Origin of the sequence: Actinoplanes sp. NPDC023714 (genome assembly GCF_040639855.1) — a bacterium.
Classification (GTDB): Bacteria; Actinomycetota; Actinomycetes; order Mycobacteriales; family Micromonosporaceae; genus Actinoplanes.
Window position 1 is genome coordinate 333,892 of sequence record NZ_JBFAAR010000003.1, and the last position, 26,134, is coordinate 360,025.

The 26,134-nt window shown below is 71.0% G+C and carries 20 protein-coding genes; 8 read left to right on the forward strand and 12 right to left on the reverse strand.

Annotation, left to right across the window (positions count from 1 at the left end; translation table 11 throughout):
- Positions 1 to 20: 20 nt before the first annotated feature.
- A complete protein-coding gene (locus AB0G10_RS16860) occupies positions 21 to 2,903 on the reverse strand; it encodes a PAS domain S-box protein (protein WP_360921667.1) in 2,883 nt (960 codons plus the stop codon).
- Positions 2,900 to 3,079 carry a hypothetical protein gene (locus tag AB0G10_RS16865; protein ID WP_360921670.1) on the reverse strand — a complete coding sequence of 60 codons (180 nt, stop codon included), beginning with the start codon at positions 3,077 to 3,079 and terminating at the stop codon, positions 2,900 to 2,902. The genes AB0G10_RS16860 and AB0G10_RS16865 overlap by 4 nt, the downstream gene beginning before the upstream one ends.
- 148 nt (positions 3,080 to 3,227) lie before the next feature.
- Between AB0G10_RS16865 and AB0G10_RS16870 the strand changes: the two genes are divergently transcribed.
- Positions 3,228 to 4,262, forward strand: a complete 1,035-nt coding sequence (locus AB0G10_RS16870) for an ATP-binding protein (RefSeq protein WP_360921673.1) — start codon at positions 3,228 to 3,230, stop codon at positions 4,260 to 4,262.
- 59 nt (positions 4,263 to 4,321) lie between these two features.
- Here the strand turns inward: AB0G10_RS16870 and AB0G10_RS16875 are convergent, their stop codons facing one another.
- Both AB0G10_RS16875 and AB0G10_RS16880 read right to left on the reverse strand, forming a co-directional pair.
- Complete coding sequence (locus AB0G10_RS16875; protein WP_360921676.1) at positions 4,322 to 5,278, reverse strand: sensor histidine kinase; 957 nt, start codon at positions 5,276 to 5,278, stop codon at positions 4,322 to 4,324.
- On the reverse strand, positions 5,275 to 6,084 hold the full coding sequence (locus AB0G10_RS16880) for an MEDS domain-containing protein (RefSeq protein WP_360921679.1): 810 nt from the start codon (positions 6,082 to 6,084) through the stop codon (positions 5,275 to 5,277). Before AB0G10_RS16880 ends, AB0G10_RS16875 begins: the two co-directional genes overlap by 4 nt.
- A 136-nt stretch (positions 6,085 to 6,220) precedes the next feature.
- Between AB0G10_RS16880 and AB0G10_RS16885 the strand changes: the two genes are divergently transcribed.
- Entirely contained in the window at positions 6,221 to 6,481 is a 261-nt protein-coding gene (locus AB0G10_RS16885) for a peptidoglycan-binding domain-containing protein (RefSeq protein WP_360921682.1), read from the forward strand.
- A gap of 12 nt (positions 6,482 to 6,493) precedes the next feature.
- Here AB0G10_RS16885 and AB0G10_RS16890 read toward each other — a convergent pair whose 3' ends face one another.
- Positions 6,494 to 6,646, reverse strand: a complete 153-nt coding sequence (locus AB0G10_RS16890; RefSeq protein WP_360921685.1) for a glycosyl hydrolase family 65 protein — start codon at positions 6,644 to 6,646, stop codon at positions 6,494 to 6,496.
- Positions 6,622 to 9,645 carry a beta-phosphoglucomutase family hydrolase gene (locus AB0G10_RS16895; RefSeq protein WP_360921688.1) on the reverse strand — a complete coding sequence of 1,008 codons (3,024 nt, stop codon included), beginning with the start codon at positions 9,643 to 9,645 and terminating at the stop codon, positions 6,622 to 6,624. The genes AB0G10_RS16890 and AB0G10_RS16895 overlap by 25 nt, the downstream gene beginning before the upstream one ends.
- A gap of 201 nt (positions 9,646 to 9,846) precedes the next feature.
- Between AB0G10_RS16895 and ugpC the strand changes: the two genes are divergently transcribed.
- Both ugpC and AB0G10_RS16905 read left to right on the forward strand, forming a co-directional pair.
- The gene (gene ugpC, locus AB0G10_RS16900; RefSeq protein WP_360921693.1) at positions 9,847 to 10,959 is read left to right on the forward strand and encodes a sn-glycerol-3-phosphate ABC transporter ATP-binding protein UgpC; all 1,113 of its coding nucleotides are present in this window, start codon (positions 9,847 to 9,849) and stop codon (positions 10,957 to 10,959) included.
- A 24-nt stretch (positions 10,960 to 10,983) separates the two neighbouring features.
- Positions 10,984 to 12,096, forward strand: a complete 1,113-nt coding sequence (locus AB0G10_RS16905; RefSeq protein WP_360921696.1) for a zinc-binding dehydrogenase — start codon at positions 10,984 to 10,986, stop codon at positions 12,094 to 12,096.
- Between the two features lie 5 nt (positions 12,097 to 12,101).
- On the opposite strand, the gene AB0G10_RS16910 is transcribed toward AB0G10_RS16905, so the two are convergent.
- From AB0G10_RS16910 to AB0G10_RS16930, 5 genes are all read right to left on the reverse strand, one after another.
- Positions 12,102 to 13,037, reverse strand: a complete 936-nt coding sequence (locus tag AB0G10_RS16910) for a glycoside hydrolase family 43 protein (protein ID WP_360921699.1) — start codon at positions 13,035 to 13,037, stop codon at positions 12,102 to 12,104.
- Positions 13,034 to 13,918: a carbohydrate ABC transporter permease gene (locus AB0G10_RS16915; RefSeq protein ID WP_360921702.1), complete on the reverse strand. Its 885-nt coding sequence runs from the start codon at positions 13,916 to 13,918 to the stop codon at positions 13,034 to 13,036. The genes AB0G10_RS16910 and AB0G10_RS16915 overlap by 4 nt, the downstream gene beginning before the upstream one ends.
- Positions 13,915 to 14,904 (reverse strand): sugar ABC transporter permease, encoded by a 990-nt coding sequence (locus tag AB0G10_RS16920; protein ID WP_360921705.1) that lies wholly within the window; start codon positions 14,902 to 14,904, stop codon positions 13,915 to 13,917. The genes AB0G10_RS16915 and AB0G10_RS16920 overlap by 4 nt, the downstream gene beginning before the upstream one ends.
- A 5-nt stretch (positions 14,905 to 14,909) precedes the next feature.
- Entirely contained in the window at positions 14,910 to 16,241 is a 1,332-nt protein-coding gene (locus AB0G10_RS16925) for an ABC transporter substrate-binding protein (RefSeq protein ID WP_360921708.1), read from the reverse strand.
- A 236-nt stretch (positions 16,242 to 16,477) separates the two neighbouring features.
- Positions 16,478 to 18,121: a lysyl oxidase family protein gene (locus AB0G10_RS16930; RefSeq protein WP_360921711.1), complete on the reverse strand. Its 1,644-nt coding sequence runs from the start codon at positions 18,119 to 18,121 to the stop codon at positions 16,478 to 16,480.
- Between the two features lie 368 nt (positions 18,122 to 18,489).
- On the opposite strand from AB0G10_RS16930, the gene AB0G10_RS16935 reads away from it, so the two are divergent.
- The 3 genes from AB0G10_RS16935 (at position 18,490) to AB0G10_RS16945 (ending at position 22,172) form a co-directional block, all read left to right on the forward strand.
- On the forward strand, positions 18,490 to 20,781 hold the full coding sequence (locus AB0G10_RS16935; protein ID WP_360921714.1) for a family 43 glycosylhydrolase: 2,292 nt from the start codon (positions 18,490 to 18,492) through the stop codon (positions 20,779 to 20,781).
- 114 nt (positions 20,782 to 20,895) lie between these two features.
- Positions 20,896 to 21,585, forward strand: a complete 690-nt coding sequence (locus tag AB0G10_RS16940; RefSeq protein WP_360921717.1) for a type 1 glutamine amidotransferase domain-containing protein — start codon at positions 20,896 to 20,898, stop codon at positions 21,583 to 21,585.
- Positions 21,582 to 22,172, forward strand: a complete 591-nt coding sequence (locus tag AB0G10_RS16945; RefSeq protein ID WP_360921720.1) for a TetR/AcrR family transcriptional regulator — start codon at positions 21,582 to 21,584, stop codon at positions 22,170 to 22,172. Before AB0G10_RS16940 ends, AB0G10_RS16945 begins: the two co-directional genes overlap by 4 nt.
- Before the next feature lie 34 nt (positions 22,173 to 22,206).
- Here AB0G10_RS16945 and AB0G10_RS16950 read toward each other — a convergent pair whose 3' ends face one another.
- Positions 22,207 to 23,046: a DUF4253 domain-containing protein gene (locus AB0G10_RS16950; RefSeq protein ID WP_360921723.1), complete on the reverse strand. Its 840-nt coding sequence runs from the start codon at positions 23,044 to 23,046 to the stop codon at positions 22,207 to 22,209.
- A 55-nt stretch (positions 23,047 to 23,101) separates the two neighbouring features.
- On the opposite strand from AB0G10_RS16950, the gene AB0G10_RS16955 reads away from it, so the two are divergent.
- The gene (locus AB0G10_RS16955; protein WP_360921726.1) at positions 23,102 to 26,125 is read left to right on the forward strand and encodes an HYR domain-containing protein; all 3,024 of its coding nucleotides are present in this window, start codon (positions 23,102 to 23,104) and stop codon (positions 26,123 to 26,125) included.
- The last annotated feature ends 9 nt before the right edge of the window (positions 26,126 to 26,134 follow it).

Genomic DNA, 26,134 nt, shown 5'->3' on the forward strand with positions numbered 1-26,134 from the left:
CTCACGGAACCGGCGCGCCGTCAGTGTGGGGGGTGCTGCCTCGGTGGTGAGACAGCGGGTGCGCCGAGGGAGGGGTGAAGGAAGCTACGGATGCGGCCGAGTAGTTCCTGGCTGGTGAAGGGCTTCTCGACGATGGTGACGCCGTCGGGCAGGGTGCCGTTCTCGGTCAGGACGGGTTCGGCGTATCCGGACATGTAGAGCACGGGGATGTCGGGTCGGATGGCGCGGACCCGGGCGGCGACCTCGTTCCCGGTCATCTTGGGCATGATGACATCGGTGAGGAGCAGGTCGATCGGCGCGGGATGGGTCTGGGCGAGGTGGAGGGCCTGGTCGCCCCCGCTGGCGGCCAGGACCCGGTAGCCGGCGCGGGTCAGGATGCGGCTGGTGATGACTCGCAGGTCGTCCTCGTCCTCGACCATCAGGATGGTTTCGTGCCCCGGTTCGTCGATGGTGGCGGTCGTGGCCGGGCCGGTGTGGGTGCTCGTCTGCGGGGACGGCGCGTCAACGGCGGGCAGGATGACGGTGACGGTGGTGCCGATGCCGTCTTCGGAGTAGAGGCGTACATCGCCGCCGGCGGCGGTGGCGATGCCGTAGACGGTGGCCAGCCCCAGGCCCGTCCCGGCGCCCTTGGGTTTGGTGGTGTAGAACGGCTCGAAGGCGCGCTCGATGACCTCGGGTGGCATGCCGCTGCCGGTGTCGCTGACCCGGACCCGCACATAGCGGCCCGCCCCGAGGGCCGAGCCGGCGAGGTCGTCGTCGCCGATCTCGGCATTGGTGGTGTCGATGGACAGCGTGCCGCCGCCGGGCATCGCGTCGCGGGCGTTGACGGCGAGATTGACGAGTATCTGCTCGACCTGGCCGGCGTCGGCGTAGACCGGCCACAGGTCCTGTTGCGGTGTGGTGATCAGGTGGATGTGCTCACCGAGGGTGCTCCGCAGCATCTGTTCGACGTCGCCGATGACGTGGTTGAGGTTGAGGATCTCGGCTTGGGTGATGTCGCGGCGGCCGAAGGCGAGCAGCTGTTTGGTCAGGCGGGCGGCGCGCTCCGCGGCCCGGCTGATCTGGCCGATGTCGTTGCGGGCATCGGCGAGGTCGCGGGGGTCGGGAGCCGGGGTGTCAAGGGTTTCGGCGATCATCTCGGCGTAGTTGCTGATGACGGCGAGGATGTTGTTGAAGTCGTGGGCGACGCCGCCGGCCAGTTGGCCGAGACTCTCCAACCGGCGGGTGTGTTGCAGGCGGCGTTCGCCGGCGTCGCGTTCGGCCTGGCCGATCAGGCGCTCGCGTTCGGCCTGGGCGATGAGGCGGTCGGTGACGTCGCGGATGGCGGTGGTCACGATCATGCCTCGGTCGGTGTTGACGAACGAGAGGCTGATCTCGGCGGGGAACTCGGTGCCGTCCTTGCGGACGGCGGCCAGCGCGGCGCCGGCGCCCATCGGCCGGTTGCGGGGGTGGGCGAAGTAGCCGTCGCGCTGCTGGGGATGCCTGGCGCGCATCCGTTCGGGAACGAGCAGGTCGACGGGCTGTCCGAGCAATTCCTCGCGCTGGTAGCCGAACAGTCGTTCGGTCTGCGCGTTGATCAGCACGATGCTGCCGGCCTCGTTCACTCCGATGATCGCGTCGGGTGCGGCTTCCAGCAGGCCCTCGAACATGGCGTCGGCGCGTTGGCGTTCGCTGATGTCGCGGGTGACCGACGCGACGCCGGCGATCCGGCCGTCGGCATCGGTGATCGGCGACAGGGTCAGCGATACGGCGATCACCGTGCCGTCCCTGCGCAGGCGGGTCACTCGCTGCTGGTCGATGCGCTCGCCGGCGGCGATCCGGGCCATGAACTGTGCTTCGGTCTTCTCCTGTCCGGGCGGGAACAGCAGGGAGGCGGGCCTGCCGAGGACTTCCTCGGACGGGTGGCCGTAGAGTTCGACGGCCCCGAGGTTCCAGCTGGTGATCGTGCCGTCGAGCGTCGTGCTGACGATCGCGTCGTGGGAGGAGTCCACGATCAGAGCGAGGCTCTCGCGTTCGGCGAGGGTGCGGGCTCGGCCGGCCAGGGCCGCGGCGTGACTGGCCAGCTCGGTGAAGGCGGCGACGTCGTCCTCGGTGAACAGGCTGCGGTAGTGGTTGAGTAGCACCAGCGCGCCCGGGCTGTCCGAGGTCGGCACCGGCGCCACGGTCACGTACCGGGTGCCGGTGGCTTGCGCGAGGGTCACCGCGGCCGCGGGTGGATGGGTCCATCCTGCCAGCGCGTCGATCATGGGCGCGGCGTCCAGCAGTTCGGTGAGCTCCGCCGCCGTGCACTCCAGCCGCTCGAGCTGCAGGCCGCCGCAGCTGATCACCTGAACGTGCGGGCCGGTCGCGGGTATCAGGAGCACGACGGCGTCGGCGCCGAGCACTGCCGTGGCGTCCTGGCAGTAGCTCTGCCAGGTCCGGGTGGACGCGTTCGGGGGCACGGCCAGCAAGCGGCGGATCACCGCGTGGGTGGCGCCCCGGGCCCACATCCGGCGCAGCGAGCGGGGTGGGACGAATGCCATCAGGTACAGCAGGCCGGACGCCACGGCGAGTACCCGCGCCTCGACCGCGCGGCCGGTGACCGAGATCAGCAACGCGGTGCCGAACACTCCGGTGCCGGCGGCGGCGCACCACAGCCGCGCCCTGGCCGCGCCACCACGGCGCCGCGCCTGGGCAGCCAGCAGCCAGGCCGCGAGCGCTTCGACGACGAAGAAGAGCACCACCGCCGGCCACACCACCGGTCGTGGCACCGGGCGGCTGGCCGTGATCAGCACCGGCACCGCGGTCAGCGCCCACGCGACCATCGCCACCGGCCACCACCAGGAGCGCAACGGACGCAGCCGGCTCACCAGCCTCAGCGTGAACAACGGCTTGGCCAGCAGCAACCCGATCGCGAAGATCATGACTGAGGGCGGGGGCGTGCCGGCCAGCAACGGATCAGCCCGATGACGAACAGCATCGCGACGCACGAGAACATCCACATCACGTCGCGCAGCAGTGGATCACGGCGTCGTAGATACCGCCACGACACCCACAGGAAGATCAGCGTGAACAGCGACGTGACCAGGATCAGCGTCATGGGAGCCTCGGTCCGGCCGGGCGGCGGCACAGGCCCGGCAAAGGGAGCAACGCTGATCAGCCTAGGCCAAACCAGCGGGAGTTTCTCCTGTTCGTGCCACCCCGCGGTTGGTGCTCGGGGCGGCCGTCGTGGCGCGATGGTGTAGGTGATGGGCGCCAGGGGTACGAAGCTCTGGGTGCTGAGCGTGGAGGAGACGGCCGGTCCCGGCGCGGCGCCGTTCGCGCACACGGCGCTGGTCGTCGGCGCCGACCGCGACCTGCGCACGCTGGGGCCGGAACTGCGCCGCTCGGCGGCGATCTACGACGAGGTCCTGGTGGTCGTCGGGGACCGGACGCGGCACGTGCTGGCCGATGCGGCCGGCGATCTTCCTCCGCGGGTGCGCTGGGGTGAGCCGGGTGCGTTCTACCAGCGCCTCGGGTTCGCCTACGAGGGTTTCCGGCGCTACCTGGCCGATGAGCAGCGGGCGGGGCGGCGGGTGCACGTGATCGCCGAACCGGATCTGAGCAGCGGCATGGACGCCGGTCTGTGCGCTGATCGGGCCGCCGCCTACCTGGCCTACGAGGCGATCTGCAACGACACGTATGCGCTCGGCGGGTCGGCGGTCACCTGCGTCTGGGACAGCCGACACCACCCGCGAACGGTGATCGACGGGGTTCGCGCCACCCACCCGTACGAGCTCACCGCTGCCGGCCGCAGCCCCTCGCCGTCCTATCTGCCGCCGCGGCGGTACCTGGCCGGCCATCAGGACAGGCCGATGCGGCCGGCGCCGGAACAGGTCGATCACGACGGCACCGTCGGCGAGGTCGCCGCGCTCAGCGGCCTGCGGTCGACCCTGAGCGGGTGGGCGGCCGGGCATCGATTCACCGGCGACGCGCGGGAGGATCTCGTGCTGGCGGTCGTCGAGGTGGCGACCAACGGGCTGCGTCACGGTGGCACGCCGGTCCGGGTCCGGGCCTGGCATCACCACGGCACGCTGATCGTGCAGTGCGACGACAGCGGCACGCAACCCATTCCCGCGGCTGCCGGCTATCTCCGGCCGGAACCGTCGGCGGCTCTCGCGGGTGGGCGGGGGCTGTGGCTGGCCCGGCAGCTGGCCGACGTGGTCACCGTCTCCTCCGTGCCGGGCCGGACCTCCGTCCGGCTGTACTTCCCGCTGCGGATCATGCTGGCCCCGCCGTCGTGATCTGATCACCGCGGCGGGCCGCCCGCCGGCTCCCGCCCGGTCCGCCGGGACCGCGGCGGTCAGTGGCGGGGGTTGCCCGCGATGAGCCGGATCGTGAAACCGTCGGCGTGACGGTGCAGGGCGACGTGGTTGCAGGACTGGTGGGCGATCCACAGGCCGAGGCCGCCGTTCGCGCCGTCACCGGCGGGCAGCAGCCCGGCGAACGGGTCCTTGGGCCCTTCGCCGGCATCGGTGATCGTCGCGATGAGGCGGTCGGCGCCGCTCCACAGCCGCAGCCGGACCGGGCCCGACCCGTGCCGGTGGGCGTTGGCCACCGCCTCGCTGACCGCCACGACCAGGTCGTCCAACTCCGTGCGCCCGATGTGGCCCCGGTCGGCTGCGCGGACCGCCTGGCGGGCCTCCGACGGGGCCGGGCCGACCAGGTCGGCGATCGGCCGGCCGCTCTGCAGGGGGTCCGGGATGGGCGGGCGTTGTTCGCTCAGGTAGAGGTGCGGGTCGGTGAAGCCGGCGTTGGCGACGTGCCGCCCGTCCGGCAGGGCCGTGCGCGGGTGGGTGCGCATGACGTCGGCCAGCGCGGCGGGCGGGGTGGTGCGGGTGTCGTAGGCGCAGATGCTCCACAGCGGGAAATCGTCGTAGGCGTGGTTGATGGCGGACTCGTAGCGGGCCCACCAGTCCCAGGTCACGTCTCGGGCGACCGAGCTCAGCTCACCGAAGACGCGGATCTGCGACGCGCCGCCGGCCAGGTGGCCGGCAAGCAGTTTCCGGTACGACCGGATGGCCGTCGCGGGTCGTTCGTACACCGCCCCGCCGGGCAGGAACGTGACCTCGGCGTCCTTCGGCAGCGCGGCGCGCACCAGCCGGGCGTTGCGCTCGTCGAGGACCACCACGCTCGGTTCGCCGTTCGCGGCGCCGTCGGCCAGGAACGGCACCGCCAGCGCGAGCAACTCCTCATCCGACCCGAAGCACCCGGCCGTGTGGTAGTAGCCGGTGTGCCCGCTCGCGGCACCCGTCCTCATCCGACCATCTCCACGCGCACGTCCGGCAGCTCGAGCAGGTCGGCGAGATGACCCGCGGAGCTCAGGCCGGTGCGGACCACGGCGGTCATCCGCCGTGCCCGCGCGTAACGCTGCAGGGTGAGCAGGGCGCGGTGGTCGATGAACCGCAGGCCGCGGGCGTCCACCGTCACCTCGCCACCGGCCGGTGCCAGGTCGGTGCGCGCCAGGGCATCGGCGAAAAGGTCGTCGCCGGTCAGGTCCAGTTCGCCGTCCAGGACCGTCTCGCCGGTGGTCGGCCCCGCGTGCAGCTGGAACGTCACACCGCTCTCGTGGCTGGTCTCGTGCAGGCACGCCAGCTCGTCGACCGCCCGGTCACCGAGGATCCGCCGGTCATAGGTGCACAGCGCACGCATCGGAGCGTGGCGCATGTACCTGCCGATGGCGTACTCGTACCGGGCGAACGCGTCGCGCTGCTCCGGGGTACGCACCAGGGCCGTGACATCGGCGACCACCCGGAACCCGGTGAAACCGTCGGCGAGAGCGGCCTCCGTCACGGCCGTGTACGCGGCGATCTGCTCGGCGGGATCGATCACCTGCCCGGCCGTGTACGCGTCCTGCCGGGCGATGATCCGCACCGGATCGGGCAGCGAGGATCTCGGGCCGGCGGTATCCAGCCAACCGGCGATCGTCCGGGACCGGGGACCCGGCACGTACCAGATCCGTTCACCGGCGGCGAGACCGGCACGCAGGAATTCCTTGGCGTACTCGTCCAGGGCGTCGTGATCGTCATATGACCAGCACGCATGGGTGGGTGTCGCGGTGGTCATGCCGCCACAGTAGCCGCCACCGGCCGGCCCCGGGGATCCAGCCCGCCCCGAGCGGGTTCGGTGGTCAGGGGGCGTCCGCGCCGAGCGCCGCCGTGATCTGCTCGATGGCGACCGGGCGCTTCCGGACGGCAACGCGATGCCGACGCTGCGGCAAGGCTCGCAGGGTGACGTCGTCCGCAACCTGCAGCAGGCCCTGACCTTGGGCGCTTCCGGCCTGTGGGAGACGACGCCACAGGCGGTCGACGGGCGTTTCGGGCCGAACACCGACGCCTCGGTACGCGCCTTTCAGGGCTGGGCGAACCTTCCGGTGGACGGCGTGGTCGGCCAGCGGACCTGGACCGCGTTGCCGCTGGCGCTCGAGTTCGTGGTCGGCCTGCAGCACACGGTGAGCGAGTAGGTCCGCCGAGCCTCACGCCGGCGGCGCGGCGTCGTGGGTGCGGTAGTCGCCCGGGAAGGTCGCCGGGGCTCCGGGCCGGACGGTGAACTCACGGCCGTGGTGCTCGGCGGTCAGCGCGTCGCCGTCCAGCACCGCGTACGTCACGCGGTGCTCGGTGATGTCCACCTCCAGGACGGTGCCGCGGATGCGCAGCGGGAAGCGCAGGCGCCGGGCGGCAGCATGGGCGCGAAGCGGGGTACGCGTCCGCGCCAGCGGTAGCCGGCGAACCCGTACACCAGGGCCATCCAGGTGCCGCCCGCCGAGGCCACGTGGATGCCGTCGCGCAGGTTGCCGGCCGTGTCGGCCATGTCGACCGCCGCGGCGTCCACAAGGTATTCCTCCGCGGTGCGGTACTTGCCGACGTCGGCCGCGGCGATGGCCTGGACGCACTCGGACAGTGAGGAGTCGCCGGTGGTGAGGGGGTCGTAGAGCGCGAAGATCCGGCGACGCTCGTCGGCGCTGAACCGGTCGGGCAGCAGCACCGTGGCGAAGACGACGTCCGCCTGCTTGATGACGCGATGCCGGTAGATGACCAGGGGGTGATAGTGCAGCAGGAGCGGGTAGCGGTCCGCCGGGGTGCCGGCGAAGTCCCAGCCGGCCTGATCCATGAAGCTGTCGTCCTGCAGGTGCACGCCCGCCTGCTCGTCGTACGGGATGAACATCAGCTCGGCGGCCCGGCGCCACGCGGCCGGTTCCTCGTCGCGCAGGCCGGTGCGCTCGGCCATCCGCCGATGATCCGCCGGCGACTCCGCCCGCACGCGGTCCACGGCGTCCGCGGCGAGCCGCAGGTTCTCGGCGGCCATCAGGTTGGTGAACAGGTTGTTGTCGACGACCGTGCTGTACTCGTCCGGGCCGGTCACCTTGTGGATGACGAACCGGCCGTCCCGCCGCTCGGAGTAGAAGCCCAGGTGCGCCCACATCCGGGCGGTCTCGACCAGCAGTTCCACGCCGTGCCGGAAGAGCAGGTCGGTGTCGCCGGTGACGGTGACGTACTGGTCGAGGGCGTACGCGATGTCGGCGTTGATGTGGTACTGCGCGGTGCCCGCCGCGTAGTAGGCGGAAGCCTCCTCGCCGCTGATCGTGCGCCACGGGAACAGGGCGCCGGCGCAGCCCACCTCGGCGGCCCGGCGACGGGCGTCCGGCAGCATCCGGACCCCGTGCATGAGCAGGCTACGCGCCACCTCCGGGGCGGTGTGGATCAGGAACGGCAGGACGTACGCCTCGGTGTCCCAGAAGTAGTGGCCCTCGTACCCGGTGCCGGTGACCCCCTTCGCGGGCATCCCGTGCCCGGCGCTGCGCAGCGTGGCCTGCAGGATGCTGAACAGGTTGAAGCGCACCGCCTGCTGGGCCGCCTGGCCGCCCTCCCACACCACCTCGCTGCGCTGCCAGAACCGGGTGATGTGGTCTTCGTGCTCGGCGAGCACGCCGGCATGACCGGTCGTGGTGGCCCGGGACAGCGTCATCGACGCCCGGCTGATGAGCTCGGTGGCGTCCTCGCCGCCGTAGTGATAGGCCAGCCATTTGGTCAGGGTGACCGTCCGCCCCGCCGGGGCGTGCACATCGAAGAGCACCCGGGCCCGGTCGGCGTCGACGCGGGTGCGCACGGAGGTCAGGTCCGCGGGATCGAACTCGTGGTCCATCCCGGCGGCCACCGCCAGCCCGCTGTTCGCCGTGCGGTACGTGCGGATGACCCGGGCGCCCTCGGTCAGCTCTCCGTCGGGGCGCAGGGCCTGGCCGGCCAGGTCCCGGGTCTGCCGCGGGTCGAGGACGGCGGTCGCGGTCGTGCCGGACCGGGTGACCAGTTCCGAGGAGAGCACCAGGCGTCCGGGGGCGTCGAGCGCGGTCAGCTCGTAGCGGACGCAGGCCAGGTGCCGTTCGGCCAGGGACACGAACCGGCTGGTCCGCACCCGGAACCGCCGGCCGTCGCCGAGCTGGTAGACCACCGTGCGGTCCAGCACGCCGCGCCGCATGTCCAGGGCCCGCTCGAACTCCCGGACCTCGGTCCGCGCGCAGGTCAGCGGCTCCTCGTCCACGAAGAGCCGGATCGCGGTGCCGTCCGGCACCGGCAGGATGGTCTGGCCGGTGGTGGCGAACCCGTGCGCGGCTTCCGGATAGACGATCGGCCACGTCTCGTGGAAGCCGTTGAGCAGCGTGGCCGGCCGGTACGACGGTTCACCCTCCTCGAACGAGCCGCGTATCCCGAGGAAGCCGTTGCCCACGGCGAACAACGTCTCGGTCTGCTCGACGCCCTCGGGGTTGTACGAGCGTTCCAGCATCCGCCACGGGTCGGCCGGGTAGTCGTCGGTCGCCGCGACGATCCGCCGCGCCGCCGCGAGCAGCCGGTGGTCGCGAGGCCCGGTCCGGTGCACCTGTTCGCTCGAGGCGGCGAGCAGCTCGCCCAGGTCGCGGACCACCAGGTCGGCGCCGTGGCCGGCGAGCGCCGCCGCATGTTCGTCCCGGTCCACCCCGATGACCAGGCCGAACCCGCCGGCCCGGCCGGCCTGCACGCCGGCCAGCGCGTCCTCGACCACCACGGCCCGCGCGGGCGTGACATCCAACCGGCGGGCCGCCTCCAGGAACATGTCGGGCGCCGGCTTGCCGGGGATCTTCGACTCCTGCGCCGATGTGCCGTCCACCCGGGTGTCGAAGAGGTTGGCGATCCCGGCGGACGCCAGCACCGCCGCGCAGTTGCGGCTGCTCGACACCACCGCGGTCCGCAGCCCGGCCTCGCGCAGCTCGCGGACCCAGGCGACCGAGCCGGGGAACGCCTCCACCCCGGACCGTTTCAGCTCGTCGTCGACCAGCGCCTGTTTGCGGTTGCTGAGGCCCCACACCGACTCCTCGCCGGGGCCGGAGTCGGGGGCGCCTTCGGGAAGGACGATGCCGCGTGCGGCGAGGAAGTCCCGTACGCCGTCCCGGCGGGGTTTGCCGTCCACGTACGCGGCGTAGTCCGCCTTCTCGTCGAACACCGCGGTGCTGGTGCCGTGCCGGGTGTCCCAGGTGTGCAGGAAGGCGTCGAAGGCGCGTTTCCAGGCCGTCGCGTGCAGGGTGCGGGTACTCGTCAGCACGCCGTCGAGGTCGAACAGCACCGCGTCGAAGGCCTGGGGGGTGACAGCGGAAACCATGACGTCCTCCTCGCGGGTCCTACCGGCCACCAAGGACGTAGCACCACGACGGTGTCCGGCGCCTCATCCATTGCGGATGGTTGTGCGTCTCACCTTCAGAAGCCGCGAAGTCGCCGTCGCCGGGCCGGCCGGAACCGGTTGCCACGCGCCACGACAGCGCCGGACACTGTCCTCGAACCTTCGGTCGAGGGGTGATGCCTGATGGCGACGATCACGTTCGACAAGGTGACCCGGCGATACCCGGGCGCCGACAAGCTGGCGGTCGACTCGCTCGACCTCGAGGTCGGTGATGGCGAGTTCCTCGTTCTCGTCGGGCCGTCGGGATGCGGGAAGTCCACCGCCCTGCGCATGCTGGCGGGCCTGGAGCACGTCAGCGCCGGATCCATCCACATCGGCGACCGGGACGTCACCCACGTGCCGCCGAAGGACCGCGACATCGCGATGGTCTTCCAGAACTACGCGCTCTACCCGCACCTGAGCGTCGCCGACAACATGGGCTTCGCGCTGCACATCGCGAAGGTCCCCAAGGACGAGATCACCCGCCGGGTCGGTGAGGTCGCCAAGATCCTCGACCTGGAGCCGTTCCTGGAACGCAAACCGAAGGCGCTGTCCGGCGGCCAGCGCCAGCGGGTGGCGATGGGCCGCGCCATCGTCCGGCAGCCGCAGGTGTTCCTCATGGACGAGCCGCTCTCCAACCTCGACGCGAAACTGCGCGTGTCGACCCGTACGCAGATCGCCTCGCTGCAGGCCCGTCTGGGCATCACGACGCTGTACGTCACCCACGACCAGACCGAGGCCATGACGATGGGCGACCGGGTGGCCGTGATGAAGGACGGCGTGCTGCAGCAGGTCGATACCCCGATGAACCTGTACCAGAGGCCGGTGAACTCGTTCGTCGCCGGCTTCATCGGCTCGCCGGCGATGAACATGGGCACCTTCCCGATCGTCGACGGCGGAGCCAGGGTCGGCGACACCGTCGTGCCGCTAAGCCCCGAGGCGCTCAAGGAGCTGCCGTCGGATGGCAAGGTCATCCTCGGGTTCCGGCCGGAGAGTCTGCAGGTCGCCACCGAGAACGCGCCGGGGGCGTTCCCGATGCGCGTGCGCCTGGTCGAGGAGCTCGGCTCCGATGCCTTCGTGTACGGGGAACTGGCCCACGACGGGGATCAGGCCCAGGCCGGCCTCACCTCCGAGCAGGTGATCGCCCGCGTCGACCCGGAGCAGACCCCGAAGAAGGGCCAGACCCTCTGGCTCAGGATCCGGTCCGGCTCGGAGCACGTCTTCTCGGCCGAGACCGAGCAGCGGCTCTCCGCCTGACCGGGCGCCGAGGGGAGGTCCGTCATGACCGAGGCGCGGTTCCCCGGCACGATGACCGGGGCGTGGCTGCCCGGCGACCGGACGGTCGACCTGCGTGAGGTCCCGGTTCCCCGGCCGCAGCGGGGTCAGGTGCTGCTGCGGATGCGTGCCTCGACCATCTGCGGCAGCGACCTGCGGGCCATCTACCGGGGGCACGTCGGGCCGGAGCCCTACGACGACGTGATCGCCGGGCACGAGCCGTGCGGTGAGGTCGTGGAGACGGGGCCCGGCAGCCGGTTCCGGGTCGGTGACCGCGTCGTGGTCTACCACATCGTGGGGTGCGGGCACTGCCGCGAATGCCGGGCCGGCTCCTACATCACCTGCTCGGCCGGCTTCCCGGACAAGCTGGCCTACGGCTACCAGCGCGACGGCGGCCACGCCGACTTCCTGCTCGCCGAGGAGCAGTCCTGCCTGCCGCTGCCCGACGGGCTGTCCTACCTCGACGGGGCCTGCGTGGCGTGCGGCTTCGGCACGGCGTACGAGGCGATCCTGCGCGCCGGGGTGTCCGGGTGGGACAGCGTGCTGATCACCGGTCTCGGCCCGGTCGGGCTGGCCGCGGGACTGCTCGCCAAGGCGATGGGCGCCCACCAGGTGATCGGCATGGACATCGGCGCCGCGCGGGTCGACCTCGCTCGGTCCCTCGATGCCGTCGACGACGCGATCCTGGCCGCCGGCGGCGAGCAGGCCGTCGACGACGCGATCCTGTGCGACGCGGGCGGGCAGGCCGTCGCCGACCGGGTCCGCGAGGTCACCGGCGGCCGGGGATGCGAGGTGGCAGTGGACTGCTCCGGTTCGGCGGCGGCCCGCGCGATCGCTCTGCGCGCGAGCCGGGAGAACGGCCGGGTCGTCCTGGTGGGTGAGGGCGGCCGGCTCGACCTGGACGTCAGCGCCGACCTCATCCACCCGCAGCGGCGGCTGATCGGCTCGTGGGTCACGTCCGTGCCGCACATGGCGGACCTGCTCGAGCATCTGGTCCGGTGGGACCTGCACCCGGAGCGGATCGTGACGGCCCGGTTCCCGTTGGCCGAAGCCGGCAAGGCGTACGCCACGGCGGATGCGGGAGCGGACGGCAAGGTCGCCATCGTGATGGACGACTGACGGGCCTATCGCCCGGCGGGCGCCTGCTGTTCGGCCACGATCGGGCCGCGGCAGACGGGTGCGCCGCCGGACCAGTCGAGGCGGTCCAGGCACATCCGGCGGGCGGTCATCGCCTCGTCCCAGGCGTGGTAGACCAGCCAGTCGTCGCCGGCGAGGTCGGTGATGACGCTGGCGTGGCCGGGACCGCGGGCACCGCCGGCCGCGCGGATGACGGTGGGCCCGTCGGGCGAGACCTCGTGCCACGGGCCCAGCGGATCGTCGGCCCAGGCGGCCCCCATCCCGTACGCCTCGGTCTGCCAGGACCCGCCGGAGTACAGGCACCAGTAACGCGACCCGCGGGACACCACGAACGGGCCCTCGCAGGTGTGCCAGTCGTGCACGGCGCCGTACATCGCCCGCCCGCGCTGGTAGATCTGCCAGTCGGCGCCGGGCAGCACGACCGGCCGGCTCGGCCCGCCCACCCGGTCCGGCGCCACCAGCTCCTGCACCACGATCGCGGTGCCCACGCGGGGACCGTCGAGGCGGTCCACGGCGTAGTAGAGATAGTGGTTCCCCTCCGCCGACAGGACGTGCGCGTCGATCGCGAACGGCTCCTCGATGCCCGCGACCGGCCGGACGCCGGCGTACGGGCCGTCCGGCGCGCCGGCGTCGGCCACGAAGATCTGATGGTGGCGGTCCTCGACACCGGCGGAGAAGTACAGGTGGAAGCGGTCCCCGCGGCGGGTCACCTCGGGCGCCCACGCCTGGGTGCGCCCGTCCAGGTGCGGCTCGTCGCCGGTGAGCGTCAGCTTCCACGGCTGCCAGCTCACCAGGTCGTCGGAGACCAGCCCGGCCAGCGCATGGCCGCCGCTCGTGCCGAACGCCCACCAGCGGCCGCCGGCGCGGATGATGTACGGGTCCGCGAAGTAGCCAGGATGGACCGGGTTGCGGAACGTGCTCAATCCTTCATCCCCGCCGACGCGATGCCCTCGACGATGAACCGCTGGGTGAACGCGTAGAGCAGCAGCACCGGGACCGCCGAGATCATCGCGCCCGCCATGAGCAGGTCGTAGCGCACGCTGTTCGCGCTCTGCAGGGTGGACAGGCCGGCCGGCAGGGTCTGCTTGTCCGGGCTGAACAGGGTGTAGATCGGCCACAGGAAGTCGTTCCAGTTGGTCAGGAACGTCAGCAGGATCAGGGTGGCGATCGCCGGGCGGGCCAGCGGCAGCAGGACCGTCAGGAACGTTTTCCACCGCGTCGCCCCGTCCAGCGACGCCGACTCCTCCAGTTCCTTGGGCAGGCCGATGAAGAACTGCCGCATGAAGAACACGCCGAACGCGCCGGCCGCACCGGGGATGATCACGACGAGCAGGGTGTCGAGCCAGCCCAGGAAGTTCAGCGTCAGGTAGTTGGGCACCAGCAGGACGACCGGCGGCAGGAACAGGGTCGCGACGATCAGCACGAACAGCGGCTGCCGGCCCTTGAAGGGGATCCGGGCGAGCGCGTATCCGGCCAGGGTGGCGGTGGAGACCGCGAGCAGGGAGTTGGCGGTCGCCGCGATCATGCTGTTCAGGAACCAGCGCCCGACGGGTGTGGCGGGGTCGTTGAGCACCCGGTCGTAGGCCTGGGTGGTCGGGTTCGCGGGCCACCACTGCGGCGTCGTCGAGATGGCGTCCTCCGGCGTCTTGAACGACGTGACCGCCATATAGATCAAGGGCGCGATGAAAACCAAGGTCAACAGCCCGAGTACGGTGTAGAACAGCCACGGCCGGCTCCGGCGTTCGCCCGGCCCGCCGTCCTCGGCCGGGATGGCGAGGATCTGTTCCCTGGTCAGCGTGGTCATGCCTGCGCCCTCGCTTCCGCCTTCGCCTTCCTCACCTTGGCCTGGGCGTCACTGTCGCGGTTGGTCAGCCAGAAGACCGATCCGCTGATGACGACCAGGAAGAACATGAAGATCATCGACATGGCCGAGCCCATGCCGGAGTCGAACTGGCGCAGGCCGGTGTCCGAGATCTGCATGATCGCGGTACGGGTCTCGTTGCCCGGGCCGCCCTGCGTCATCAGGAACGACTGCCCGAACATGTTCATCGAGGCGATGATCGTCGTGCTGACGATGAACACCAGCACCGAGCGGATGCCCGGCAGCGTCACGGTCCGGAACTTCTGCCACCAGCTCGCACCGTCCATCGCGGCGGCCTCGTAGAGGCTGCGCGGCACGTCCTGCAGCGCGGCCAGGTAGATGGCGCAGTTGAACCCCAGGGTCCACCACACCGTCACCCCGACCAGCGACACCCACGCCTGCGGGACGTCGGTGAGCCACGGGATCGCCCGGCCCAGGTAGTAGTTGATGAGCCCGACGTTGGCGTCCAGCAGGTAGCGCCACAGCACGGCGATGACCGCCACGCCCAGCACGTACGGTGCGAAGTAGATCGCCCGGAAGAGGTTGCGCCCGGCGAACTTCTGGTTCAGCACCATGGCGATCGCCAGCGGCACCACCAGCAGCAGCGGCACCGAGAGGACCGTGAACAGCAGGGTGTTGCGGATGGACTCCCAGAAGACGGCCGACCACGGCGAGCTGCCGTCGATCAGGCCGGTGTAGTTGTCGAGCCCGATGAACGGCTTGTCGGGCAGGGTGAAGTCGTAGCGGTGCAGGCTGATCCACAGGCCCCACACGGCCGGGAAGATCACGAAGACCGCGAAGAGCACCAGGTACGGCGCGCAGAACAGCCACCCCTCCCGGGTGTCCTTGCGGGCGGCCCGTTTCTCGTCCCACACCTCCTTCTCGACGGAGGGCGGTGTGGCCGGCGTCTGGACGTCGGTGGCGACCATGTGGCTCACCCCTGATTCGTCGCGCCGAATTTCTCGGCGTTGCTGGCGAGGATGTCGTCGGCCCGCGCCGCCTGCTGGTCGAGCGCCTGCTGCGGCGTCTGGCGTCCCAGCACGGCCTCGCTGACAGCGAGCTCGAGGGTCTGTACGTTCACGTCGCCGACACCGGGGATCGACGGCATGTAGTGGAAGTTCTCGATCTGGCCGGACAGCGCCGACTGCGGCATGTTCGTGAACTCGGGGCTGCTGCGCGCCGGCTCGTACGCCGGGATCATCCCGGCGGCCGCCCACTCGCTGGAGTGCTCGACCATCCACTTGATGAAGGTCTTGCCGGCCTGCTGCTTGTCGGCGTCCGGCTCGCGCTGCGACAACATCACGAACTGGTGGGAGTTGGCCCAGGAGGCGGGGGAGGCGAACACCTTCGGGATCGGGGCGAGCGACCACTTCAGGTCCGGGGCCGTGGTCCGGAGATCGTTGATCTGCCAGATGCCGTCCCAGGTCACCGTGGTCTCGGCGTTCTTGAAAGCCAGGTACTGCGAGTCGATCGCCACGTTGGTCGGGCTGACCCCGCGCTTGACCTGGTCGACCATCCAGGAGAGCGCCTCCACGCCGGCCGGGCTGTTGTAGGTCGCCGTCAGCCCGTCCGCGGAGTAGGGCTCGCCGCCTCCCTGCCACAGCAGGCTGAGGAACATCAGGTGCGCCGGCCACTTGTTCGGCATCCAGAACGGCTCGGCGACGCCGCTCTGCTGCACGGCGGCGAGCTCGGACTCGAAGGCCGCCCCGGTGCCCGCCTGCGCCGCGACCCCGGCGGCGTTCAGCTGATCGGTGTTGGCGTACGAGGCGATCGTGTGCGAGTCCAGCGGGACCCCCCACGCGTGCCCGTTGAACGTGGTCGCCTCGACCAGCGTCTGCGGGAAGTCCGAGGGACTGAAGCCCATCTGCTCGATCGCGTCCTCCACCGGCACGATCACGCTGCGGGCTGCCTGGGTCGCCAGGTTGTCCAGCTGCATGACCGCGACGTCGGGGCCCTGCCCGGCGTGCACGGCCGCGACGATCCGCTGGTAGAAGTCGGTCCACCCGAGAGTGTTCGACTCCACCTGAATGTTGTCGTGCGCGGCGTTGAACTCGTCGACCATCGCGCGCATGTACGGGCCGTCGCCACCGGTGAAACCGTTCCAGTACTGGAGCGTGACCGGTGGGCCGGTGTATCCGTCCGACCCCAGTGGGGGACCGGTGTCCTCCGAGAGGGCCGTCGAGGCGCATCCGGCCGGCCCGAGCAGCAGCGCACATGCGGCGGCAGCCGTGGCGATCCGCGGGTGCCGATGAGTTCGAGTGGACATTGAGCCCTCCCGCCCCAGAGCGGACGTCAACCGGGAATTCCCGGGACAGCTCCACTTTCTCCGGCCCTGGCGGACCGTCGCGTGGAATCACACCGAATTTACCAGGCAGTGTTGTCGGACGATGATATTGTTCGACAATTGATAAAGGGCGCAATCAATGCGCAATTGTCATTTATCTGCGGCGCCCCGGGACGGATGGTGCCGTCACGGCACCACCCGTTCCGGGGGGAGTCCGGTCAGCCGGTCGGGCCGTCCAGGCCGTGGACCGCCGGGACCAGCAGCTTGCGGTCGTCGCCGGAGCCGCTCAGGATCACCTCGCGCAGGGAGGTGTTGTTGGTCGTGCTGAGCTCGGCCAGCCGATCCGACGGGTTGGCCTTGACCTCGATGTAGTAGGTGCCGTTCGGCAGGTCGGTGACGTCGAACGACTGGCCGGGCAGGAACTGGGTGTAGGTGTCGCCGTTGCCGATGTCGAGCACCTCACGGACGGCGACGGCGGTGTTGGCGCCGCAGGAGCTCGAGAGATCCGTGTTGCTCGGCCGCACCTTCGCGTTCGGAATCGTGTAGTCGACCGCGTCGGTGTTGACCAGGCAGAACGCCTCCTTGCCGCTGCGCACGGCCTCCTTCTTGTCCGCCGTGAGCAGGCTGTACTGGGCGAAGTCGGTGAAGTGCCAGTGCAGGTGGCCCTCCCGCTTGTCCCACTCCATGGTGCCCGCGTTGGTCGACCCGACCTGCTTGCCCTTGGCGTCGTAGAAGTACTGGTAGGCGTCCATCAGGTCGGTGCCGGTGCGGCGGAAGCCGTCGACCACCAGCGGCGAGGTGCCGGCGTTCCAGACGGTGGCGCCGAACACGATGTACTTGCGGCCCGGGACGTCGCCCAGGTCCGCGCCGTCGACCAGGCCGATGCCCCAGGCCGGCAGTGACCGCAGGTCGGGGCGGGGCCCCTTGGGCAGGGCCGCGCTGCTGCGCGCCGTCTCCGGGCGGCGGGCCGCCGGCCGCAGGTCGGGCGAGTAGGCCGAGGCCTGCTGAGTGGCGTCGCCCTCGGTGAGGTGGGCGTGGTCGTGGCCGGCGCCGGCAGCTGCGCCCGCCGCGGCGGGCTGGGCGTCCTGAGCGGCCTTGGCGGCCTGGGCGGCCTTGACCTTCGCCTCGCCGCGGGCGCGTTCCGCCGTCGAGAGCGCACCCTCGTAGATGCTCTCGATCGTGATCGTGAGGTTCGTCCCGGCGCCCGTGATCTTGAAGTGGTCGCGGTACTTCTGGGCGATGTCGATGCTGGCCTGATAGGTGCCGTCGGGCAGATCCTCCAGCTCGCGCGGCGCGATGGCGGCGGTCCATCCGCTCTGGATGCCCCAGACGTTGCCGAGCTGGAAGGGATTGCCGTTGAAGCAGTCCGCCGGGTACGGCGTGGTGTCCGGCGCGTCCGGCCGGGCCCGGGCGGTCTCGTAGGTGTTAGGGCAGAAGTCCTGGCTGCCGGAGACCACGTCGGTGCCGTTCGCGTCCGTCATGGTGAGCGTGGTGAAGTCCTTGAGACCGCCGAAATCGGTCACCATCCCCGCGGGCAGGGGGACCTTGGTCTTCCTGCCGTTCCTGGTCGTCACCTGCTGGGCGACGATCGGGTCGGCGTACGACTTGCGCTTCACCTCGATCTCGAACGGGTCCTTGCCGGCGATGAGGTACACACCGGTGTTCGGGTCCAGGAAGAAGGAGCCGAACTCGTACACGTACCTGGTGAGGGTGACCTCGGTCGCCGTCGTGACCAGGCTCAGTGGTGGTGGCGGCGTGGTGTCGGCGTTGGCCACCGCGGTGCCGGTGGCGACGACGCCGACACCGAGGGCGAGCGCGACGAAGGGGCGCCAGCGGCGCCGGGAACGGGCAGTGCCTGTCATGCGAATCCTCCCCGATCGGTGGAACCGGGTCGCCGGGCCGACAGCGGTGTCGGCGGCCGCGACCGGCCGGGGCGCAACGAGTCGTCGGATCTGCCGGGTCAAAACCACGATCAGATCCCCGGGCCACCGGTGAGGTCATGCGGTTGCGGCATCACGATTCCCCCGTGGTCCTCGTCGCGCCACCGACATTGCATCCTGTCGATGTTCATCGTGTCCACCCCGTCGCCGTGGGAGACCTGCCGGAGCGGGGGACGCCGCCGTAAATCATGTGAACGACGGTGAAATTGCCGGAGCGTTGCCGGAAGAATCCGGCCGACTCTACGGTCTTGGCGGCATATCGACCGTCGCCGTCAGGAGCCATACCCGCCATGAGACTTCGCGCCCCGCTGGTGCTGGCGATGCTCGCCGGCATCGCCCTCGCGCCCCCGGCAACGCCCGCCACCGCTCAGGCGGCCGGCCCGACCTACACCAACCCCGTCAGTGCCGGCACCGTCGACACCTTTCCCGACCCCGCGGTGATCCGGGGCAAGGACGGGATCTGGTACGCCTACGGCACCACCAACCCGATCTTCAACAGCAGGGGCGAGACCGGTGAGCACATCCTGCCCGTGCTGTCCTCCGCCGACCTGGTGCACTGGACCTACCGCGGTGACGTCATCGCCCTGGACGCCAAGCCCTCCTACTGGGCCTCCGGCACCCGGGCCTGGGCGCCCGACATCCGCTACATCGACGGCGAGTACCGGCTGACCTATTCGCTGTCCAACGGTGGGATCGCGCTGCTGACCAGCACCTCGCCGGTCGGGCCGTGGACCGATCGGGGCCTGCTGGTCCCGGCCGCCGGCAACGGCTGCCCCAGCGGCACCATCGACCAGGCGCTGTTCACCGACACCGACGGGACGCACTACCTCTACTGGGGCAGCTACGACATCCTCTGCGCCCAGAAGCTGAACGCGGACGCGACCGCCCGGGTCGGTGAGGTCACCCAGGTGGCACGCGGGCGACGGGCCGAAGGCTCGTTCGTGGTGCATCGCGACGGGTTCTACTACCTGTTCTACTCCGACGCCGGGTGCTGCGACGGCGCCTACAGCGGCTACACCGTCAAGGTGGGGCGCTCGACCAGCCCGCTCGGGCCGTTCACCACGGCCGGCGGCACCGGACTCATGGATCTGACCAGCAAGGACGGCATCGTCCTCACGTCGAACGGGGACCGCTGGATCGGGCCCGGGCACAACGCGATCACCACCGATCTGGCCGGGCAGGACTGGCTGGTCTATCACGCGATCCCGTCGGATGACCCGGACTTCCCGCCGGTCACCGGCGCCAACGGCGCGACGCTGAAGCTCACCAAACGACCGCTCATGATCGACCGGCTGGACTGGATCGGCGGCTGGCCGGTGGTCCGCGCCGGCGCCGGGGCGTCGAACTCGCCGCAGGCCGCGCCCGTCACCACGTTCACCGTGGACCTCGCCGCCGGCTGGTCGGGAGCCGCCGGCTCGCCCGGGGACTGGCGCAAGGCGGACGGACACCTCGTGGCCGCGACGAGCGGGTTCGCCCTGAGCCGGCAGAAGGCCGGCGGGGACGTCCGGGTCGAGGGCGACCTGCGCAACGGCGCCGGACTCGTGATCGGCTACGCGGACAGCGCCAACCACGTGATCGCCTGGCTCGACCCGGCGAGCAACCGGCTGCGCGTGGCCACGACCGCGCACGGACGACGTACCCTCAAGGAAGTTGATCTTCCGGCGGGCTTCTCCCATGACAGCTGGCAGAACGTCGCCGCCGAACGACGAGGCCGGAATCTGACCGTCGAGGTCTCCGCCGACCGTCTGCGCGACCCCGTCGGCACCGTCTCGCTCACCCTGCCCGGCACCGCGCCGCTGTCCGGACGGATCGGCGTCGCCGCGACCGCGGCCGGTGCCGAAGCCGGCATCGTCGGTGCCGCACCGCTCCACAAGCCGGTCACCGTGAAACAGCCCGACCCGGCGCTCGGAACACAGCTGTCGCAATACTCGGACGAGTTCACCGGCGCGGGCCGGCCCGAGACGAACGACCCCGCCTGGAGCTGGGTCCGTGGCAGCGCCGCCACGGCGAACGAGACCGGCGGCAGCCTGATTTGGCCGACGCAGAATGCCGAGCTCCACACCGGCACGAACACGGCTTCGGTGCTGACCCGTGCGGCGCCGCCCGGCGACTTCACCGTGGAGACGAAGCTGACCTTCGACGGTACGCGGGGCAACCAGCAGGCCGGGCTGCTGCTCTACCAGAACGACGACCGCTACTTCAAGCTCGCGCATTCGGTGCTGCCGCTGGCCGGCACGAGTGAGGTGCTGCATCAGACCGAGTTCGGCAAGGAGGGGGAGCGGCCGACCTATGCGCCGCCGATCGCCGTGGCGAACGCGCCGATGTTCGGCGGCCCGGCGAAGCAGGTCACCTGGCTGCGGCTGCGGTACACCTTCGACGCCGCGAACAACGAGGACGAGGTACGCGCGGCGTCGAGCGTCGACGGCGTCACCTGGACCTGGTCGGGCGTCTGGACGCTGCCGCGGACCGGCACGTACAGAATCGGTCTGGTCTCGATGAACGCCGCCGGCGCCACCGCGACGTTCGACTACGTCCGCACCTACCTCAACCCGCCGTCCGCGGCCTCCTGCGCGGCCGCCTGACCCGACGGAAAGCCCTCATGTGCTGGCGGCAACCGATCCCGGTTGCCGCTAGTAGACCAGTCGTCTAGCTTGGGATCGTGGCCGACACGGGCCACGGGAACGAGAGGCGCCGACATGAACGTTCTGGTTGTTCTGACCTCGCACGACGAACTGGGCAGCACGGGCCGCAAGACCGGTTTCTGGCTCGAGGAGCTCGCGGCGCCGTACTACCGGCTGAAGCAGGCCGGCGCCACCATCACGCTCGCGTCGCCGAAGGGTGGGCGCCCGCCGCTGGACCCGAAGAGCAACGAGCCCGGCGCGCAGACCGACGACACCCGCCGGTTCGAGGCGGACCCGGAGGCGTCGGCCGCGCTGGACTCGACCGTCGTGCTGAGCACCGTCGACCCGGCCGGCTACGACGCGGTGTTCTACCCGGGCGGGCACGGGCCGCTGTGGGACCTCGCCGAGGACGGCGACTCGCGCCGGATCATCGAGACCACCTTGCGTACGGGCAAGCCGGTCGCGCTGGTCTGCCACGCCCCGGGTGTGCTGCGGCACGTCATCGGTGAGGACGGCGCGCCGCTGGTACGGGGACGCCGGGTCACCGGGTTCACCAACAGCGAGGAGGACGGTGTCGGCCTGACCGAGGTCGTGCCGTTCCTCGTCGAGGACGAGCTCAAGGCCAACGGCGGCGACTACTCCAAGGGCGCCGACTGGTCCTCGTACGTGGTCCGCGACGGTCTCCTGATCACGGGCCAGAACCCCGCCTCCTCGGCCGAGGCCGCCGACGTGCTGCTGGCCGTGCTCGGCGAGAAAGCGGCATGACCCGGAAGGCCACCCGCGACACCCGTACGGAACTGCTGCTCGCCGCCGAGCGATCCTTCGCGCACAAGGGGTACGCCGCCGTCGGGATCAACGAGGTGCTGTCCGGTATCGGCGTACCCAAAGGGTCCTTCTACCACTACTTCAGCTCGAAGGACGCCTTCGGCGAGGCGGTGATCGCGCGGTACTTCGAGCAGTACCTCGCCGAGATGGACGAGATCCTCGACGCGACCGGCACGGACGGCGCGTCGAAGATCATGGCCTACTTCGCGTCCTGGCGGGAATCGCAGGGCTTCGGCGACGGCGAGGGCAGGTGCCTGGCGGTCAAGCTCAGCGCCGAGGTCGCGGACCTGTCCGAGCCGATGCGCCTGGCCCTGAAAGCCGGCACCACGCAGATCGTCGACCGCCTCGAACGCGCGATCATCGGCGCCGCCGCCGACGGATCCGCGCCGTTCACCGGCGACGCCCGGGCGACGGCCGAGGCCCTGTACCAGCTCTGGCTGGGTGCCAGCGTCATGGCCAAGGTGCACCGGAGCCTCGCCTCGATCGACACGGCGGCCGCGGTGACCCGCCGGCTGCTCGGCATCTGACGGCCTCTCACTTCAGGGGCGCTTCAAGGGCGCTTCAGGGACGGTCGTGCAGGAACCAGGCGTCCGATCGGGTCAGGGCCAGGGCCAGTTCCCAGGGCGGCGACTCCAGGCTGCCGCCGACCGCCAGGTGCTGCAACGCCAGCTGCCAGGCCGGTTCGCCCAGCGCCGGCCGGCGGCTGGTGACGAACTGCAGCATGGTGCCCCAGGAGGCCACCAGCTCGGCGCCCCACGCGCGTTCCCACTCGCGGATCGCCGCCGCCAGGGCCCGCCGGCCCGGGTCGTCGCCCGGGCCGGCGCCGGCCGCCTTCTCCGTCGCGCCGTGGTAGTCGAGCCAGGCCGGCGCCAGCCACGGGACCGGAGTTGGCAGCAGCACCAGCTGGGCGCCGCCGGGCGGGGTGAACCATCGGCCGGTCCCGACGAGGTGGTCCGCCCGGCGCTGCGCCCGATCGAGGGCGGCCGGGTCGGCCAGCAGCCGCTCCCACGTCGCGCGCTCCAGGGCGGCCAGCGACGTCTCCGCAGGCGGGTCGGGAAAGTCGAGAAAGTCGGGCAGCCACAGATGCGCCTCTTCGGGCGGGATTCGCGAATTGAACCCCGTCCAGCGGTAGACCGTCCAGGGATCGACGGCGTCCAGATCGGACGCCGCCTGTTCCGCGTCGGTGTCCTGCCACCGCTCGTCGATCCGGGTGAGGACGGGCCACCGGCCGGTGCGGCCCAGCGCGGCCCGGGCGGCCTGCCAGGCGGGAAGCAGCCGGCCCGGGTCGAGACCCGTGATCACCAGCGTGTCGCCGAGGCCCTCCTCGACGGCAAGGCCGTCCAGCTCGGTCCCGTGTAGCACATCGGCGACATCCTCGGGGTCCTCCAGCGGCTCGGTCATGGACGAAACCGTAGCGGACAGACACCGAAGAATGTCGATGCCTAAGCTCCGCCGCATGAAGATAGGCCATTATCTATCCGCCCTCGTCCTGGCGGCGACCGCACTCGCGACCGCCGGCTCTCCGGCGGCCGCCGCCCCGTCCGACGCCGACTACCTCACCCAGGGCTTCTCGTTCAGCACCCGCGAGGAAGCGCGCAAGAACCTGCCCGAGCTCCGGCGCCGGGTGGCCGAGAACGCCGGCAAGCCCCAGCAGCAGTCCAAGCAGCAGATCGACACCCCGGACGACGCGATCCAGCGCGCGAAGAAGGCGACCGAGGACTACAGCGTCGAGGGGGCGTCACTCACGGCGGCCGCGCCGCCGCTCGGCGACGAGGACTGGGCCACGCTGGACGAGTGCCGGATCGCGCACGACCTCGACTACGACGACAAGTACTACCACAAGAACAAGTTCTCCTCGTGCTACTCCGACTACTGGACGTTCCCGATCATCGAACGGGGCACCAGCGCACCCATCGCCGACGTGGAGTTCCTGCTCACGTACGTCATCCGCGGGTACAACGGCCAGCGGTACGCCGACATCGAGGTGCAGCTGACGGACTGGGACGTCGACGTCCACAACGCCGCCCGCTACGCCACGATCGGGCCCGGGCTGGCGTACCGGCTGTCGCCGAACTGCGTGTCACTGGACTCCGGCTCCTCCTGCGGTGAGCCGAGCGTGCCGTACATCCAGGTCCCGTACGGGCTGACCGACGTGGAGACGCTGTTCTACATCCCGACGACCACCACCCCGTGGGCCGACGACACGAACCCGCAGGACAACAAGGGCTACTACGCCTTCGCCCCGGACCTGCTCGGCACGCACCTGAGCGGGATGGTCTCGGATTCGCACAACCCGCTGCCCAAGGACGACATGCGGTGTGACAACGCGTCCTACGGCAACAGCCTCGGCTCGGGCGGCTGCCTGTTCACCCAGACCCGCTCGCACATCACCCTGAGCTGCAACCCGTCGCAGGGCATGACGGAGTCGACCTGTTTCATCAAGGACGCCTTCGAGGACATCACCAGGACCTACCCCGGAGCCATCGGTACGTACGTGCCCGGCGACGAGTTCGGCTCCAACGGCCCGCTGCACCGCAACTACCACCAGCGCGACTACTGGGGCCAGGGCACCGTGAACAACACCTCGCGCGACCGGGTCCGGACGCTGTGCCGGCAGGGGTACGGCGCGAACTACACCTCGCTGCGCACCGACGGCCTGACCAACGACTGCGACGAGTTCCCGTTCCTCAAGACGTACGAGAACTACGCGTCGCTCTACCCCGGCCCGGCCCGGGCCGCCGCCGTACGACCGGTGCTCAGCGGCCACAACCAGGAGGCCGGCAACCGGCTGAACCTCTACTACGCCTGGGACCGGATCCTCGACGGCGACGCGTTCTACGTCGCGATCGTCGACCGCGGCTACTGCGACGGCCTGCAGATCCCGCTGCCGGGCGGCGGGTACGGCACCGGCACCGGCGGGCAGGGCGGTGGCGAGACCGGCGGGGGCGACACCATCCCGACGATCAGCGCGGCGCCGGTGACCCTGGAGGCCAACACCACCGGCGGGTACTCCGGCCCGATCCCCGGCGTGACCGCGACCGACGCCGACGGCGACACGGTCACCCTGACCAACAACGCTCCGGCGCTGCTGCCGCTCGGCGTGACGACGGTGTCGTGGGTCGCCCGCGACCCGGCCGGCAACCGCACCACGGCCACGCAGCGGGTGACCGTCGCGGACAGCACGCCGCCGACGATCACCTGCCCGGACGACGCCACCTACCGCGTCCTGAACCCGTCGATCGGCACGGCGGGCGCGCGCGACGTGGCCGACCCGAACCCGAGCGTGACCAGCAACAAGCCCACCCTGTTCCGCCTCGGCGAGACCACGGTGAAGTGGACGGCGACCGACGACTCCGGCAACGCGGCCTCCTGCGACCAGAAGGTGCGCATCATCTACGCGCCGCCGGTCGCCGCCGGCAAGGGACACAGCCTGGCGGTCGACGACGGCGACACCGTGTCGGCGTGGGGCGACAACCTGGCCGGCCAGCTCGGCACCGGCAGCATCTTCAGCGAGACCACCGCCGTACCCGTCTCCGGTCTTTCCGGGATTCTGGCGGTCTCCTCCGGTGACACGTCCTCCTTCGCGCTGGCCAGGTCCGGGGTCGTGCACTCCTGGGGTGAGAACCTGCTCGGCCAGCTGGGCGACGGCAGCCGGCTCCCGCGGCTGCGGCCGGTCCAGGTCGACGGCCTGACCGGGGCGAAGCAGATCGCGGCCGGCAACGACCACGTGCTCGCCCTCAAGTCGGACGGCACCGTGGCCGCGTGGGGCTCGAACCTCGCCGGGCAGCTCGGCCGCACCGGCGTCCTCTCCGCGACCAGGCCGGCGGCCGTACCGGGTCTGACCGGCGTGGTGCAGGTCGCCGCGGGCGGCACTCCGGGGCTGGCCGGTCACTCGGTCGCGCTCAAGGCCGACGGCACGGTGTGGACCTGGGGCCACGGCCTGGACGGGCAGCTCGGCCTCGGCAACCAGCGCTCCACGGCGACCCCCACACGGGTGCCGGGCCTGAGCGACGTCGTGCTGATCGCCGCGGACGGCGACAACACGTACGCCTTGAAGTCCGACGGCACGGTCTGGGCCTGGGGCGACGGCGACCACGGGCAGATCGGCAACCCGGACGCCGCGCACAGTCAGACGACCCCGCTCAAGGTGACCATCAGCGGTGTCGTCTCGATCGACGCGGGCAGCACCACGGCGATGGCCGTCAAGGGCGACGGCACGGTGTGGGGCTGGGGCAGCAACGTCTCCGGCCAGCTCGGTGACGACCGCGACTGCGGCCTGCTCTGCTCCACGCCGGTGCGGGCGAGCGGTCTGACCGGCGCCGGCTGGATCGCCGGCGGCCTGCTGCACAGTCTCGCGGTCACCACCGAAGGGCACGTGCACGGGTACGGCGGCAACCTGCTCGGCCAGCTCGGCAACGGCACCCGGAAGGGGGCGCCCACGCCGACCGCGGTCACCGGCGTGACGGCCGTCCACCGCTGACCGTCGCAC